Source organism: Sulfitobacter sp. D7 (assembly GCF_003611275.1).
GTDB classification, from domain to species: Bacteria; Pseudomonadota; Alphaproteobacteria; order Rhodobacterales; family Rhodobacteraceae; genus Sulfitobacter; species Sulfitobacter profundi.
Genome location: NZ_CP020695.1, coordinates 146,505 through 161,019 on the forward strand (window position 1 = coordinate 146,505; position 14,515 = coordinate 161,019).

General features: G+C 63.6%; 16 protein-coding genes. 12 read left to right on the top strand and 4 right to left on the bottom strand.

Translation table 11 applies throughout. The features are described from left to right. Positions 1-10 precede the first annotated feature (10 nt). A complete protein-coding gene (locus B5M07_RS17175) occupies positions 11-1,459 on the top strand; it encodes an FAD-binding oxidoreductase (RefSeq protein ID WP_120352413.1) in 1,449 nt (482 codons plus the stop codon). Positions 1,460-1,463: 4 nt separating this feature from the next. Here B5M07_RS17175 and B5M07_RS17180 read toward each other — a convergent pair whose 3' ends face one another. Continuing rightward, positions 1,464-2,210 carry an SDR family oxidoreductase gene (locus B5M07_RS17180; protein WP_120352414.1) on the bottom strand — a complete coding sequence of 249 codons (747 nt, stop codon included), beginning with the start codon at positions 2,208-2,210 and terminating at the stop codon, positions 1,464-1,466. Between the two features lie 169 nt (positions 2,211-2,379). Here B5M07_RS17180 and B5M07_RS17185 point away from each other — a divergent pair, with 169 nt between their 5' ends. The 10 genes from B5M07_RS17185 (at position 2,380) to ureG (ending at position 9,400) form a co-directional block, all read left to right on the top strand. Then, entirely contained in the window at positions 2,380-2,991 is a 612-nt protein-coding gene (locus B5M07_RS17185) for a TetR/AcrR family transcriptional regulator (protein WP_120352415.1), read from the top strand. Positions 2,992-3,002: 11 nt separating this feature from the next. Further along, positions 3,003-3,983, top strand: a complete 981-nt coding sequence (locus tag B5M07_RS17190; protein WP_120352416.1) for a zinc-binding dehydrogenase — start codon at positions 3,003-3,005, stop codon at positions 3,981-3,983. Positions 3,984-4,231: 248 nt separating this feature from the next. Beyond that, the gene (locus tag B5M07_RS17195) at positions 4,232-5,029 is read left to right on the top strand and encodes an urease accessory protein UreD (protein ID WP_368073837.1); all 798 of its coding nucleotides are present in this window, start codon (positions 4,232-4,234) and stop codon (positions 5,027-5,029) included. A 1-nt stretch (position 5,030) separates the two neighbouring features. Then, complete coding sequence (locus tag B5M07_RS17200; RefSeq protein WP_067263701.1) at positions 5,031-5,333, top strand: urease subunit gamma; 303 nt, start codon at positions 5,031-5,033, stop codon at positions 5,331-5,333. Between the two features lie 9 nt (positions 5,334-5,342). Continuing rightward, positions 5,343-5,540 carry a hypothetical protein gene (locus B5M07_RS17205; protein ID WP_067941446.1) on the top strand — a complete coding sequence of 66 codons (198 nt, stop codon included), beginning with the start codon at positions 5,343-5,345 and terminating at the stop codon, positions 5,538-5,540. Beyond that, positions 5,537-5,842 carry an urease subunit beta gene (locus tag B5M07_RS17210; RefSeq protein WP_067630724.1) on the top strand — a complete coding sequence of 102 codons (306 nt, stop codon included), beginning with the start codon at positions 5,537-5,539 and terminating at the stop codon, positions 5,840-5,842. Before B5M07_RS17205 ends, B5M07_RS17210 begins: the two co-directional genes overlap by 4 nt. Continuing rightward, positions 5,842-7,578 (top strand): urease subunit alpha, encoded by a 1,737-nt coding sequence (gene ureC, locus B5M07_RS17215; protein ID WP_120352417.1) that lies wholly within the window; start codon positions 5,842-5,844, stop codon positions 7,576-7,578. The genes B5M07_RS17210 and ureC overlap by 1 nt, the downstream gene beginning before the upstream one ends. Positions 7,579-7,588: 10 nt before the next feature. Beyond that, positions 7,589-8,119, top strand: coding sequence for an urease accessory protein UreE (gene ureE / locus B5M07_RS17220; RefSeq protein WP_120352418.1), 531 nt, complete (start codon positions 7,589-7,591; stop codon positions 8,117-8,119). Next, a complete protein-coding gene (locus tag B5M07_RS17225) occupies positions 8,112-8,759 on the top strand; it encodes an urease accessory protein UreF (RefSeq protein WP_120352456.1) in 648 nt (215 codons plus the stop codon). Before ureE ends, B5M07_RS17225 begins: the two co-directional genes overlap by 8 nt. Next, positions 8,756-9,400: an urease accessory protein UreG gene (ureG, locus tag B5M07_RS17230; protein WP_120352419.1), complete on the top strand. Its 645-nt coding sequence runs from the start codon at positions 8,756-8,758 to the stop codon at positions 9,398-9,400. The genes B5M07_RS17225 and ureG overlap by 4 nt, the downstream gene beginning before the upstream one ends. 107 nt (positions 9,401-9,507) lie before the next feature. Here the strand turns inward: ureG and B5M07_RS17235 are convergent, their stop codons facing one another. Then, positions 9,508-10,683: a nucleotide sugar dehydrogenase gene (locus B5M07_RS17235; RefSeq protein WP_120352420.1), complete on the bottom strand. Its 1,176-nt coding sequence runs from the start codon at positions 10,681-10,683 to the stop codon at positions 9,508-9,510. Positions 10,684-10,930: 247 nt separating this feature from the next. Between B5M07_RS17235 and B5M07_RS17240 the strand changes: the two genes are divergently transcribed. Next, positions 10,931-12,265: a DUF2793 domain-containing protein gene (locus B5M07_RS17240; RefSeq protein ID WP_120352421.1), complete on the top strand. Its 1,335-nt coding sequence runs from the start codon at positions 10,931-10,933 to the stop codon at positions 12,263-12,265. Between the two features lie 46 nt (positions 12,266-12,311). Here B5M07_RS17240 and B5M07_RS17245 read toward each other — a convergent pair whose 3' ends face one another. Continuing rightward, positions 12,312-13,274: a threonine ammonia-lyase gene (locus tag B5M07_RS17245; RefSeq protein WP_120352457.1), complete on the bottom strand. Its 963-nt coding sequence runs from the start codon at positions 13,272-13,274 to the stop codon at positions 12,312-12,314. A gap of 87 nt (positions 13,275-13,361) precedes the next feature. Then, positions 13,362-14,507 (bottom strand): aminotransferase, encoded by a 1,146-nt coding sequence (locus B5M07_RS17250; protein WP_120352422.1) that lies wholly within the window; start codon positions 14,505-14,507, stop codon positions 13,362-13,364. Positions 14,508-14,515 lie beyond the last annotated feature (8 nt).

Below are 14,515 nucleotides of genomic sequence, written 5' to 3' on the forward strand. Positions count from 1 at the left end.
GATGACCCAGATGACCACTCTGACCGCGCCGCGCCGCGCGCCCGAAACGGACGGGCAAAACCATAGCGCTCTGCTCGATGATCTGCGCCAAGCCATCGGTGCCGCCCATGTCGTGACCGACGCCAAGGATTTCGACGCGCGGCTGATCGAAGATCGCGGGCTGCGGCGCGGCACGGCGCTGGCCCTCATCCGCCCCGGCTCCACCGAGGAAGTCGCCGCCTGCATGCGTCTGTGCCATGCCGCACAGGTACCGGTAACCCCACAGGGCGGCAACACCGGTCTGGCTGGGGGCGGCGTGCCGGACGGCGGGATCATCCTCACGACTGACCGGTTGAACCGCATTCGGGGGGTCGATCCGACCAACGCAACCATGACGGTTGAGGCGGGCTGTATCCTCGCCAATATCCAAGCGGCTGCGGATGAGGTTGATGCGCTCTTCCCGCTGTCGCTCGCCTCCGAAGGGTCCTGCCAGATCGGCGGCAATCTTTCGACCAACGCGGGCGGCACGGCGGTGCTGCGCTATGGCAATACCCGCGATCTGGTGCTGGGGATCGAAGCGGTTCTGCCCGATGGCCGGGTGCTGAATGATCTGGGCGGGCTGCGGAAAAACAACACTGGCTTTGACCTCAAACACCTCTTTATCGGGGCCGAAGGAACGCTTGGCATCATCACGGCAGCGGTGATCAAGCTTTTCCCCAAGCCCACCGCCCGCGCCACGGCGCTGGTGGCCTGCACCGGCCCCGACCCCGCGCTCGCGCTCTATGCCCGGATGCGTGGCCAAACGGCGGACACGCTCTCGACTTTTGAATATATCGACCGGCTTGGCCTGCAAATGGTGATCGACCACGCGCCCGGCTGTAGCGACCCGATGGCAGAGACCCATCCGGCCTATTGCCTGATCGAACTCACCGGCAATGGCGCGCAGGCCGACCTTGATGCCCGGCTGGAGGCGGCGTTGGAAGCAGCGTTTGAGGCGGAAGAAATCATCGACGCCGTGATCGGCGCATCGGAAGCGCAGAAGGACGCGCTTTGGGCGCTGCGGGAAAACCTCTCAGAAGCGCAAAAGCCTGAGGGCGCGTCGATTAAGCATGACGTATCCGTGCCGGTCTCGCGCGTGGCTGATTTCATCCGCGAGGCGACGCAAGCATGCATGGAACATATGCCCGGACTGCGCCCCTGCCCCTTTGGCCATTTCGGCGACGGCAACCTGCATTTCAACCTGTCGCGCCCCGTCGATATGGCCGATGCCGATTTCCTTGCAGAATACAGCACGTTCAACCGCATCGTGCATGATATCGTGCACCAGATGGGCGGCTCATTCTCGGCGGAACATGGCATTGGCACGTTCAAACGGGCCGAACTGCGCCGCTATAAAGACCCGGTCGCGCTGGAGTTGATGGAGCAGATCAAAGCCGTGCTCGACCCGGGCCAATTGATGAACCCGGGCAAGGTGCTTTGACGGCTTAGCCGCGCCCGACAAATGGCATCTTGGTGGCCATCACGGTGACAAACATGGCGTTGGAGTCGAGCGACAGCTTCGCCATGTATGACAGCGTTTCGGCCACGTCGTTCACATCCATGCGCGGCTCGGACATGCGGCTGCCGTTGGGTTGCAGGATGCCGTCTGCCATCCGCTCCGTCATCTCGCTGGCCGCATTGCCGATGTCGATCTGCCCGCACGCGATGTCATGCGCGCGCCCATCGAGCGACAGCGCGCGGGTGAGCCCGGTGATCGCGTGTTTCGTCGCCGTATATGGCACCGAGAGCGGGCGCGGCACATGGGCGCTGATCGAGCCGTTGTTGATGATCCGCCCGCCCTTTGGGCTTTGGCGTTTCATCAAGGCGAAGGCCGCGCGGGCGCAGAGGAATGACCCGGTCAGATTGGTCGCGACGATGTCATTCCACTCCGCCACGCTGAGCGCATCCACCTCAACCGCCGGACCATTGCGCCCGGCATTGTTGAACAGCAGGTCCAGCCGCCCGAAGGTCGCCTCCACTCTGTCGAAAAGCGCGTCGACATCGGCCTCAACCCCCACGTCCGCAGCCACGGCGATATGCCCCTGCCCGTCAAGCGTAGCACAGGCAGCGTCGATCTTATCCTGCTGCCGCCCGGTGAGAACGAGAGTGAAACCGTCTTTCGCCAACCGCTGCGCGCAGGCGAGGCCGACGCCGCTCCCGGCCCCTGTGATCAGAGCAATCTTTTGGTTCATTCTACTATCCCATTCCTTATCGTTGCGCGTCGGGCCGTTACTGAGAATCTAATATATAAGATCGCGCAGGGATAGGTTTTTTCACCGCTTTCCAATCATCACGGGGTCCGTGCCTCACATTCACGCGAGCGCACTAGACGACCGGTCTATTATTTCATAGATGCCACTCATGACAGAGGCAAAGAAATCAGATCAGACGCGGCAACGCATCTTGGACACCGGACGTAGCCTCGTGCTGCGGCACGGGTTCTCTGGCGTTGGCCTGTCGCGGATCCTGAGCGAAAGCGGCGTGCCCAAAGGCTCGTTCTACTATTACTTCGCGTCGAAAGAGGCTTTTGGCACCGCGATGCTGGCCGATTACATCGAGGCCTATCTCGACCGCGTCGATGCGCTGATTGCAGCCCCGGGAACGGCGGGCCACAAGCTCGACAGTTTTTGGGATGCATGGCTCAGCCAATCCAGTGGTCCGGGGATCGCCAGCGCTTGTTTGGTGGTGAAACTTGGCTCCGAAGTGGCTGACCTGTCGGATTCCATGCGCGAGACGCTGGACCAGGGTGTCGACGCATTGGTCGCCCGGATTGCCCAATTGCTGCGCCAAGGCGCAGAGGATGGGACCGTTCGTGCGTTGTCTGACCCCGAAACCACCGCCCGCATGCTCTATGCCAAATGGCTCGGCGCGGCGGTGCTGGCCAAACTGGCGCGCAGCGATGCAGCCCTGCGCATGGCCCGCGCTGAAACCTCTGCCCAACTCTCCCCCACTGGGGGCCAATTCCCAACCTGAAAGGAAACAGCATGTTCGCTGCCATCCACGACACATTCGGCGAGCCCGCCGAGGTTCTGACCACCCGCGAAACCGACAAACCCGCACCCGCCGGTGGCGAAGCGCTGGTCCGCATGGTGCTGTCGCCCATTCACAACCACGACCTTTGGACCGTGCGCGGCAACTATGGCTACAAGCCCGAACTGCCCGGTGCCATCGGCGGCTCTGAAGCGCTTGGCATCGTCGAGGCCGTGGGCGAAGGCGTTGACGAAGCGCTGATCGGCAAACGGGTCACGGCGGCCGGGTTCCACGGCGCATGGGCTGAGTATTTCACCGCCCCCGCTGCCGGCCTGCTGCCCCTGCCCGAGGCGATCTCGGACGAGGCCGGTGCGCAGTTGATCGCCATGCCGTTCAGCGCCCTGTCCCTGCTGGAGACCCTGAAGGTCGGCGAAGGCGAATGGTTGATCCAAACCGCCGCCAACGGCGCGGTGGGCAAGATCATGGTCGGTCTGGCCAAGGCACGCGGGATCAAGCTGCTGAACCTCGTCCGCCGCGAAGGTGCCGCCGAAGAAATGCGCGACACCGGCGCGGAGAACGTGCTTTCCACCGAAGATGCGGATTGGCAGAGCAAGGCGCGCGAGTTGATCGGCAAAGACGGCGCGGTTTCGGCCATCGACTCGGTCGGCGGTGAGTTGGGCGGTCAATTGGTCGAGCTTCTGGGCAAGGATGGGGAATTGATCGTTTTCGGCACGGCGACGGGCCAACCGCTTTCCATGTCCTCGGGCGAATTGATCATGAAGCACATCACCGTCAAAGGCTTCTGGGGTTCGCGCGTCAGTGGTGACATGGCGGCTGAGACGCGGGGCCGTCTGATTGGTGAGCTGGTGCAACTCGCCGCGAAGGGGCAGCTCCCCCTCGACACAGGCGGCACCTACCCGCTGGCCGATGTGACCGAGGCGATGAAGGCCGCACTGACCACCGGGCGTGGCGGCAAGGTCATGCTGCGCCCTTGATCGGGATTTGACGACAGCGGCGGCCCTCAACGCGGGGCCGCCGCGCCATTCTTGGACCGCCCAAGATTACGACACATCCGCGAATTTCCGCCCTTTATTTGGGCAAATGCAGCGCGCTGGCGACCCTGCACCGCCTCGGCGATGACTCTCCCCCGTCTCTATGGTGATTAAAAAATCATCATACCTTTCCGGGCGGAGCCATTCTCATTCTCGTCGACACCAGCATAAACAGCCCCCAAGCGACCCCCGTGCAGCCGCGCGCGATCGGTGCGGCGATGGTCTCGGCCAAGGCCGCGCGGGGTGGCTCGATGCTGGGGGATTTGCGGCAATCGGGCGCGATGAAGCTGCTGTTTCCGCGCCCCGACCCCGCGATGCTGCAAGCGATCATTATCAATTCCGCAGGTGGCATCACGGGCGGCGATGCCTTCACCCTGACCGCCCGTGCAGAGGCCAAGGCCGCGCTCAGCCTCACCACGCAGGCCGCCGAACGCGCCTATCGCGCGCAACCGGGGCAAGTGGCAAACCTGCGCAACACCCTCGCCGTAGACTCCGGCGCGACGCTGCATTGGCTGCCGCAAGAGACGATCCTTTATGACGGATGCGCGCTGCGGCGGCGGCTGTCGGTCGATCTGGCGCAAGATGCCTCCCTCCTGCTGGTTGAGCCGCTGGTCTTTGGCCGCGCCGCCATGGGTGAAACCCTTCGACAGGCCCATTTCCGCGACCGGATCGAGGTCAGCCGCGCGGGACGCCCGCTGTTCCACGACGCGATGACGCTTAGCGGCGATGTCACCGCCCATCTGGCGGCCTCTCATATCGCGGCGGGCGCGGGCGCCCTTGCCACGATTATCTATGTCGCGCCCGATGCCGAAGCGCGGCTTGCCCGGCTCCGCGGCCAATTGCCCGCCAGCGCCGGGGCCAGTCTGATCGGCCCTGACCTGCTGGTCGCGCGGATCCTCGCGGCAGACAGTTTCGACCTTCGCCAGTCGCTCGTCCCGATCTTGGGCGAACTGAGCGGTGACACCCTCCCCCGATCATGGATGACCTGACGTGCAACTGACCCCGCGAGAAAAAGACAAATTGCTGATCTCCATGGCCGCCGAGGTCGCCCGCAAGCGCCTTGCGCGGGGGGTCAAGCTGAACCATCCCGAAGCCATCGCGCTGATCACCGACACCGTGGTCGAAGGCGCGCGGGACGGGCGCAGCGTGGCCGATATGATGCAGGCCGGTGCCCATGTCATCACCCGAGACGACTGTATGGAGGGGGTGGCCGAGATGATCCCCGAAGTGCAAGTCGAAGCCACTTTCCCCGACGGAACCAAATTGGTCACCGTGCACAACCCCATCAGATAAGGACATTTCATGCCGCGTTTTGCCCCCCTTCTTGCCCTGCCGCTCATGTCGCTTGCCATGGCGGCCTTTGCCCATACAGCGCCTCTCCCCCATGGCCATGGCGCAGAGAGTGACGGATCGCTGGCGGTCTATATTGTCGCCGGGCTGGCCTTTGTGCTGTCGGGCCTGATCCTTGCCATGCGCCACCTGAAAACAGCAAAAGCATGATCCCCGGAGAGATCTTTCCGGCGGCGGGCCTGCTGACCCTGAATGCCGACAGCGAGGCGATCACGCTCATGGTGGCCAATACCGGTGACCGCCCGGTGCAGGTGGGCAGCCACTACCATTTCGCCGAGAGCAACCCCGCGCTTGAGTTTGACCGCGCGGCGGCACGGGGGCACCGGCTTGATATCGCGGCGGGGACCGCTGTGCGGTTCGAGCCCGGCCAACGCCGTGAGGTATCGCTGATCCCGATCCGCGGGGCGCGGCGGATCTTTGGCTTTAACAGCGCGGTGATGGGAGACCTCTGATGCCTGCACAGATCAAACGCGGTGACTATGCCGCCATGTTCGGCCCCACGGTGGGCGACCGGGTGCGGCTGGCTGACACGGACCTCATCATCGAAGTTGAGCGCGACCTGACCACCGAACACAGCGGTCAAAACGCCCCCGCCTATGGCGAAGAGGTCAAATTCGGCGGCGGCAAGGTGATCCGCGACGGCATGGGCCAGTCGCAGGTGACCCGAGCAGGCGGGGCCGTGGACACGGTCATCACCAATGCGCTGATCGTCGACCATACCGGCATCTACAAAGCCGATGTGGGGCTGAAAGACGGGCGCATCGCCAAGATCGGCAAGGCGGGCAACCCTGACACGCAACCGGGGGTCGATGTCATCATCGGACCGGGCACCGAGGTGATCGCGGGCGAAGGGCGCATCCTGACCGCAGGCGGGTTTGACAGCCACATCCATTTCATCTGCCCGCAACAGATCGAAGACGCGCTGCATTCGGGGCTGACCACCATGCTCGGCGGCGGCACCGGCCCCGCGCATGGCACATTGGCCACCACCTGCACGCCCGGCGGCTGGCATATCGGGCGCATGATGCAGGCGGCAGATGCCTTTCCGATGAACCTCGCCTTCGCGGGGAAAGGCAACGCCTCACAGCCCGCAGCCCTTGAAGAACAGATCAACGCGGGCGCTTGTGCGCTGAAACTGCATGAGGATTGGGGCACCACCCCCGCCGCGATTGACTGCTGCCTGAGCGTCGCCGACTCCATGGATGTGCAGGTGATGATCCACACCGACACGCTGAATGAAAGCGGCTTTGTCGAACATACCGTAAAGGCCATGAAAGGCCGCACGATCCACGCATTCCACACCGAAGGCGCAGGCGGGGGCCATGCGCCGGATATCATCAAGATCTGCGGCGAAGCGCATGTGCTGCCCTCCTCGACCAACCCCACGCGGCCCTTCACGGTCAACACACTGGAAGAGCATCTCGACATGCTCATGGTCTGTCACCACCTTGATAAATCCATCCCCGAGGACGTGGCCTTTGCCGAAAGCCGCATCCGGAGAGAGACCATCGCCGCTGAAGACATCCTGCATGACATGGGGGCCTTTTCCATCATCGCCAGCGACAGTCAGGCCATGGGCCGGGTCGGAGAAGTCTTGATCCGCACATGGCAGACCGCCGACAAGATGAAAAAGCAGCGCGGGCGGCTGGCCGAAGAGACGGGCGAGAACGACAACTTCCGCGTCCGCCGCTACATTGCGAAATACACCATTAACCCCGCCATCGCGCATGGCATCTCGACCCATATCGGCAGCATCGAAGAGGGCAAGCGCGCCGATCTGGTGCTGTGGAACCCCGCCTTTTTCGGAGTGAAGCCCGAGATGGTGCTTTTGGGGGGCAGCATCGTCTGCGCGCAAATGGGCGACCCAAACGCCTCTATCCCGACCCCGCAGCCGGTCTATTCGCGGCCCATGTTCGGGGCCTATGGCCGCGCGGTGGAAAACTCTGCCGTGGTCTTTATCAGCGAAGCGGCAGAGGCGGCGGGCGTGGGCGGCAGGCTTGGCCTTGCCAAACAAACCCTCGCCGTGCGCAACACCCGCGAGATCGGCAAGCGCGATCTAAAGCTGAACGATGCGCTGCCCAAGGTCGAGGTGAACCCCGAAACCTATGAAGTCCGCGCCGACGGTGAGTTGCTGACCTGTGAACCTGCCTCTGTGCTGCCCATGGCGCAGCGCTATTTCCTGTTTTGAAGAGACCGAAATGACCCCCATCCTATGCCAAGACATGCGCCGCGCCGAAGCGTGGTCCGATGCCAGTGACCGGGTAGAACTGACCTATGACGGGCGTTTTCTGCGCCGCAAGGTGCTGACCACGGCGGGCGGGCTGCCGTTTCTGGTCGATTTGGCGCAGACCATCTCGCTTGACCACGGCGACGCTTTTGTTCTGGCCGACGGGCGCGTGGTTGAGGTGGTGGCCGCCGACGAAGACCTGCTGGAAGTGACCGGCCCCGACCTGCCGCGCATCGCGTGGCACATCGGCAACCGACATACCCCCTGCCAGATCGACGCCGACCGGCTTGTGATCCAGCGCGACCATGTGATCGCCAAGATGCTTGGCCAGATTGGTGCCGCCACGCGAGAGATCACCGCCCCCTTTCGCCCCGAAGGCGGCGCCTATGGCCATGGGCGCACCCATGGGCACGACCACGGCAATGTCCATCACGCCGTTCATGATCACGACCATGCGCATGATCACGACCCCGCCCAGCACCACGACCACGCGCATGGCTGAAACCCTGCAGGCCGACGCGCTTCTGACGCTGGTGCAGATGCTCTCCCCCTCCTATCCGGTGGGGGCATTTGCCTATAGCCACGGGCTGGAATGGGCGGTGCAGGACGGGGCGGTGACGGATCAAGATGCGTTGGCCGACTGGCTGTCCAGCGTGCTGCGGCACGGCGCGGGACAGGCCGATGCGCTTTTCCTCGCGGCGGCCTATCGCGCGGATGACCCGGCAGAGATCGACGCGCAGGCCCGCGCCTTTGCAGCCTCTGCCGAACGGTTGAAAGAGACCGTGCTGCAAGGCGAAGCCTTTGCCCGCGCAAGTGCCGCGATCTGGCAGGTCGACCTGCCGCCGCTTTGCTATCCGGTTGCCGTAGGACACGCGGCGCGTCTGCAAGCGCTGCCGCTGCGCCAAACGCTAGAGATGTTCTTGCACGCCTTTGCCGCCAATCTTGCCACCGCAGGCATGCGCCTTATTCCCTTGGGGCAGACCGAGGGGCAGATCGTCATCCGCGCGCTCGCGGCAGTCTGTCTCGAAGTTGCCGGGGCGGCGGCGGCGGGCACGCTCGACGATCTCTCCTCCACCGCCTTTTTAAGTGACATCGCCGCCATGAAACACGAAACCCAGTATTCGAGGATTTTCCGCACATGAAACGCAACAACGGCCCTTTGCGCGTCGGCATCGGCGGCCCCGTGGGCGCGGGCAAAACCACCCTGACGGCAGCGCTTTGCCGCGCCCTGCGTGACCGGCTGTCAATCGGCGTGATCACCAATGACATCTACACCCAAGAGGATGCCGAAGCGCTGATGCGGATGCAGGTGTTGCCCCAAGACCGGATCATCGGGGTCGAGACCGGCGGCTGCCCGCATACGGCAATCCGCGAAGATGCCTCGATCAACCTTGCCGCCGTGGCAGAGATGGTCGCGCGCCACCCTGAGGTGGACGTGGTCTTGATCGAAAGCGGCGGCGACAATCTGTCGGCCACTTTCAGCCCTGAATTGGCGGATGTGACGCTTTATGTGATCGACGTGGCAGCGGGTGAGGAAATCCCCCGCAAAGGCGGTCCGGCGATTACCAAGTCCGACATTCTGGTGATCAACAAGACCGATCTCGCGCCCCATGTCGGGGCCTCGCTTGAGGTCATGCAGCGTGACAGCGCGCGGATGCGGCCAGTCCTGCCGACGGTCTTTTGCGCATTGAAGTCCGGTCAAGGGGTCGACGCCCTGCTGGAGCATCTGGCGCAGGTGGGCGGGTTGGACCTTGCGCCTATGGCCCCGGCAACCGCGGATTAGGCGGTGGTGAGACCCGCCTTCCGGTCGCGGAAGGCGGGCAACGGCTGCTATCCTCGCCCCGCTGCGGCCCACCATTCCAAAGCGCGTTGAGGAGTGCCGCCCATCCGTTAATCCGCGCCAAAAAGGTCGCGGGTAAAGACCTTGTCCGGGACATCCGCCAAATCGGGGTGATTGCGGTTTGCCACGATCACATCCGCGCGCGCCTTGAAGGCCTCCAGATCGCGGGTGACCTCCGAACCAAAGAACTGGTCCTCCTGCAACACAGGTTCATAGACGATCACTTCGATGCCCTTGGCCTTGAGCCGTTTCATGATCCCTTGGACCGAGCTTTGGCGGAAATTGTCCGACCCGGTCTTCATCACCAGCCGGTAGATGCCCACCCGCTGCGGGCCAAGTGCCATGATCTGCTCTGACACAAAATCCTTGCGGGTGCGGTTCGCTTCGACCACGGCGTTGATCAGGTTCTGCGGCACATCCGAATAGTTCGCCAGCAACTGCTTGGAATCCTTGGGCAAACAGTAGCCGCCATAGCCGAAAGATGGGTTGTTGTAATGCCCGCCCACGCGCGGGTCGAGGCAGACGCCGTCGATAATCTGGCGCGTGTCTAACCCATTGGTCAGCGCATAGCTGTCCAATTCATTGAAATACGCCACCCGCATGGCGAGGAAAGTATTGGCGAAGAGTTTGACCGCCTCTGCCTCGGAGGCACCGGTAAAGAGCATGGGAATATCATCGTCGATTGCCCCCTCGGCCAGCAGTTGCGCAAAGCGCCGCGCACGGGGGCTGTCTTCGCCGACGACGATCCGCGAGGGGTGCAGATTGTCATAAAGCGCGCGGCCTTCGCGCAGGAATTCCGGGCTGAAGATCACTTGATTGGTGTCCAACGCGGCAGACAGACCTGCGGTATAGCCCACCGGCACCGTGGATTTAATAACGATGGTGGCCGTTTTCGTAACCGCCAGAACATCCCGCACCACGGCCTCGACACTGGAGGTGTCGAAAACATTGGTGCGCGGGCCATAGTTCGTCGGCGTGGCGATCAGCACATAGTCGGCCTCACGGTATGCCGCCTCCGGCTCGGTGCTGGCCTTGAGGGTAAGCGGCTTTTGGGCGAGGTATTGCTCGATCTCGGGGTCGACGATCGGCGCGTGGCGCGCATTCACCTGCGCCACCCTGTCCGCGTTCAGATCCACCGCCGTCACGTCATTGTGCTGCGCCAGAAGCACCGCGTTCGACAGCCCGACATAGCCGATGCCAACAACGGCGATCTTGGTCATAGACATAAGCGTGGGCCTTTCCTGCGTGCCGGTGGCGGGATGTTAGACTGCGGCTTTCGGATTGAAAAGGTGCCGCCTGACAGGGAGTTAGGGCGGATTGGCGAATGTGAAAGCGGCCCGGTTCAGCAATTTGCGCGCGGGGCGCGGCCGGGCAAGCCCCCCGCGCCGTTGCGCCCCGCCCGAGCGGTGGGTTGTCAGGCTGGAAAGACTTCTTTCACACAGTCTCAGGCGACCCATAACCCGGAGAGCCCCGATGCCCGACACCTCAGAGCGCCTGTCCCTTCCCTATCTGATGCCGGCACAGGCGCAGAAACATGTGACCCACAACGAAGCGCTGCAACGGCTGGACCTTCTGGTGCAGCTTGCGGTCGAAGGTTTCGACGCCAACACGCCGCCCGCCCTGCCGCAGGCGGGGGAGGTTCATGCCCTCGGCACCGCCCCCACGGCGGCTTGGGCGGGTCATGTCGGCGAACTGGCCGTCTGGATTGGAGAGACCTGGCAGTTCAGCGCGCCACAGGACGGCTGGCTTGCCTTGGATAAATCCATCGGGATCCTGCGCCGTTGGGTGGCGGGCGCATGGGCCGAGGTGTCGCCCCCCGATCTGGCGAACCTCTCTGGGGTGGGGATCAACACGGATCACGACAGCGGCAATCGCTTGTCGGTTTCTTCCCCGGCGAGCCTGTTCACCCACGAAGGCGCGGGGCATCAGGTGAAGCTCAACAAAGCCAGCGCCGCCGATACCGCGAGCCTGCTGTTCCAGACCGATTTTTCCGGACGGGCCGAAATGGGCACGGCGGGGCAGGATGATTTCGCCATCAAGGTCAGCGCCGATGGCAGCGGGTGGACCACCGCGCTGGCCTTTGACGCCGCCAGCGGCATGGCCTCGGGCGCGGCGCTGACGGAGAGCGTGGGTGACGCGACGGTGGGACGGCTGCTGCGCGTGGGGGATTTCGGCATCGGTGCGGATGCGGGGCCGCTTGTGGCGGACCTTGACGCGCATGCGCTTTCGGGCAGTTTCTCAGCCTATGGCGGCGCCCATGCACAGGCACCCGCTGGGGCCAATCCGTTTTCGGCGCTGGATGGGGTTTTTGGCCTGCTTTGCGGCAACAGCACCTTGGGCGGGCAGAGCGCGAACTTGTGGCAGATCGCAGTGGGGATCGACACGCCGGGTCTGGCCTTTCGCGTGCGGGCAACCGGGGCGTGGGGCGCGTGGCAATCCCTGTGGACTGGGGCGAACACGACTGTGGATGCCAATGGTTTCATCAAAGAAGCGAGCCCGATTGTCCGGCTGTTCCACGACAGCAGCGAAGAGCCAGCGGTGCCCCTAGCGGCGCGGTTCGAACGGATTGGGCTTGGCCACTACAGATTGACGGATGTCCCGCCGCTTGCGTCCAAAGGGTGGCAGATCGAAGTGCCGCAGGATGCGAATGGCAACCGGTTGGTCTATGTCGATTGCAGCTATGACGCGGGGATGGCGGCGCTTGATGTCCGTACCCGCGAGGTGATCTGGCAGGATGGCTGGGCCGGGGGTGCGCCCTGTGACATCCCCGTGGGCCGTTGGGTTGATCTGCGGTTCGACATGCCCTGAGGCAAAGAGCCCCGGCCCGCTGACGCCACAGCGGGCCGGGCTGCAATCAGAGAATGCTGCGCAACTGCGCGACCTCATAGTTGCCCCCGCAAAGCAAAACGGCAGAGGTTTGGCCTGCGTATTTCTGCGGCTCCGCCAGATAGGCCGCCAGCGCCAAGGCGGCGGCCCCTTCGACCAACATATTCTCTTCCCATGCCAGCACCTTTAGCGCGGCGGCGATTTGTTCTTCGTTGCAATATACGATCTCGTCGATCACCGCGCTTGCCATCGGCAGGGTGAGCGACCCCTCATCGACCCCGCCCGCCACGCCATCGGCCAAAGTGTCGAGATGGTCCGTCTCGACGATCTTGCCCGCCTTGATCGACGCCGCCAGAGCGCAGCTGTTGGCGGCACTCACGCCGATCACACGGGTTTGCGGCGAGAACTCTTTGATCACCGACCCCATGCCAGAGATCAGCCCGCCCCCGCCCATCGAGATAAAGACAGTGTCGATCCCTTCGATCTGGTCGAGCAGTTCCAGCGCGGCGGTGCCTTGGCCCGCGATCACCTCGGCGTCGTTGTAGGGGGAGATATAGGTGTAGCCTTCGGCTTCGGCCAAGGCCTGCGCATGCCGTTCCGAAAGCGACGCATCCGACCCATGGATCACGACCTTGGTGCCAAAACCTTCGATGGTTTTGCGTTTCTTGGCGACGACCGTCTCGGGCAGCACGACGATCAATTCATGCCCCGTGGTCTGGGCGGCACGTGAACAGGCGATGCCGTGGTTGCCGGAGGATGCGGTGATGACCGGTCGGTCCAGCGGCACCGTGGTCAGTTTGGCACTGGCCCCGCGCAGCTTGAACGACCCGGTGTGTTGAAAGTTCTCGGTTTTGTAGAAAAGCCGCGTGCCCTCTGCCATCGGCAGGCGCGAGGCGATCACCGGGGTGCGTGAAATCGCGCCTGCGATCTTGCGGTGAACCACGCAGGAACGCGCGGCGGATTGGGCGATCAGATCAGAGACTGGCGGCATGATAGGCTCCATCAGGTTGGCTGAGATGCGCCGCTGCGGCATGTGGGCCCGTCAGAACCGATGACCACAGCGGAGGGCGGTCATCGGTTAAGGCTGCGTGGCGGTCTGGGCCACGCTCTGCCGCGCGAGGAAGGTTGAGACACGTGCCAGCCCGTCCTGCAAGTCGGCGGTCGAATTGGCGAAACCGATGCGCAGCCAACCCTCCATATCCATGGCGCTGCCGGGGGTGAAAAGCACGCCCTCTTCCTCCAGCAACTGGGTGCAGAAATCGCGGCTGCGCAGTGGCAGGTCGTATTGCACCAACGCCGTGGTGCCCGACTGGGGTTTCACCCATGAGATCAGCGGCTCCGCCTCGACCCAATCTGCCAAGATTTCGAGGTTCCCCCGGGTGATCCGATGCGCGCGGTCAAGGATCTGCGCGCGGCTCTCAAGCGCGAGAGCCGAGAAATACTCGTCGATCCCCCCGACGGAAATCGTGTTGTAGTCACGATGGATCATGATCTTCTCAAGCAGCGCCTGCGGCCCCGCCACCCAGCCCACGCGCAGCCCGGCCAGCGAATAGGCTTTGGACATGCCCGCCGTGCTGATGCCGCGGTCGGAGAGATCGCAGATCGAGGCGGTATAGCCATCACCCGTCTGATCGGTGCCGCGATAGACCTCATCGCAGAGCACCCAAGCCTCGCTGCCGCGCGCGATCTCGGCGATCTCTGCCAGCATCGCGCGGTCCATCAGCGCGCCGGTCGGGTTGTTGGGATTGTTGGTGGCGATCATCCGCGTGTCAGGGCGCATCATGGCGCGCAATTCGTTCAGATCGGGCAGAAACCCGTTCTCGGGGCGCAGGTGCAGCAGTTCGACCTCTGCGCCGATGCTCTCGGGGATGGAGTAGTGCTGCTGGTAGGTCGGCACGATGGCGATGACATGATCACCGCGCGAGATCAGCGTTTGGTGTACCAAGGCATTGGCCCCGATGGTGCCATGGGTGGTCAGGATGTTCTCGCGGCTCTGGGTCTCATAAAGCCCCGCCACTGCGTCGCGCAGACGGTCCGAGCCTTCGATCGCGCCGTAGCCCATGCGCATCCCGCGCAGTTCGCCCAGCACCGAATTGTCGACGCCCGCCATGTCGATCAACTCTCCCAATGTGATCGAATCGACGCAGGTCTCGGCGAGGTTGTAGCGGCAGTGGTTTTCGAACTCGTTCATCCACATTTCGACGCCGAAGGTCGCGATCTTCATGGGGTTTT

Excerpts from the sequence above, each read along its gene's own strand:
- B5M07_RS17175 (WP_120352413.1), top strand. The coding sequence starts at position 11 with ATGACCACTCTGACCGCGCCGCGCCGCGCGCCCGAAACGGACGGGCAA.
- B5M07_RS17180 (WP_120352414.1), bottom strand. The coding sequence starts at position 2,210 with ATGAACCAAAAGATTGCTCTGATCACAGGGGCCGGGAGCGGCGTCGGC.
- B5M07_RS17185 (WP_120352415.1), top strand. The coding sequence starts at position 2,380 with ATGACAGAGGCAAAGAAATCAGATCAGACGCGGCAACGCATCTTGGAC.
- B5M07_RS17190 (WP_120352416.1), top strand. The coding sequence starts at position 3,003 with ATGTTCGCTGCCATCCACGACACATTCGGCGAGCCCGCCGAGGTTCTG.
- B5M07_RS17205 (WP_067941446.1), top strand. The coding sequence starts at position 5,343 with ATGCCGCGTTTTGCCCCCCTTCTTGCCCTGCCGCTCATGTCGCTTGCC.
- B5M07_RS17210 (WP_067630724.1), top strand. The coding sequence starts at position 5,537 with ATGATCCCCGGAGAGATCTTTCCGGCGGCGGGCCTGCTGACCCTGAAT.
- ureC (WP_120352417.1), top strand. The coding sequence starts at position 5,842 with ATGCCTGCACAGATCAAACGCGGTGACTATGCCGCCATGTTCGGCCCC.
- ureE (WP_120352418.1), top strand. The coding sequence starts at position 7,589 with ATGACCCCCATCCTATGCCAAGACATGCGCCGCGCCGAAGCGTGGTCC.
- B5M07_RS17225 (WP_120352456.1), top strand. The coding sequence starts at position 8,112 with ATGGCTGAAACCCTGCAGGCCGACGCGCTTCTGACGCTGGTGCAGATG.
- ureG (WP_120352419.1), top strand. The coding sequence starts at position 8,756 with ATGAAACGCAACAACGGCCCTTTGCGCGTCGGCATCGGCGGCCCCGTG.
- B5M07_RS17235 (WP_120352420.1), bottom strand. The coding sequence starts at position 10,683 with ATGTCTATGACCAAGATCGCCGTTGTTGGCATCGGCTATGTCGGGCTG.
- B5M07_RS17240 (WP_120352421.1), top strand. The coding sequence starts at position 10,931 with ATGCCCGACACCTCAGAGCGCCTGTCCCTTCCCTATCTGATGCCGGCA.
- B5M07_RS17245 (WP_120352457.1), bottom strand. The coding sequence starts at position 13,274 with ATGCCGCCAGTCTCTGATCTGATCGCCCAATCCGCCGCGCGTTCCTGC.
- B5M07_RS17250 (WP_120352422.1), bottom strand. The coding sequence starts at position 14,507 with ATGAAGATCGCGACCTTCGGCGTCGAAATGTGGATGAACGAGTTCGAA.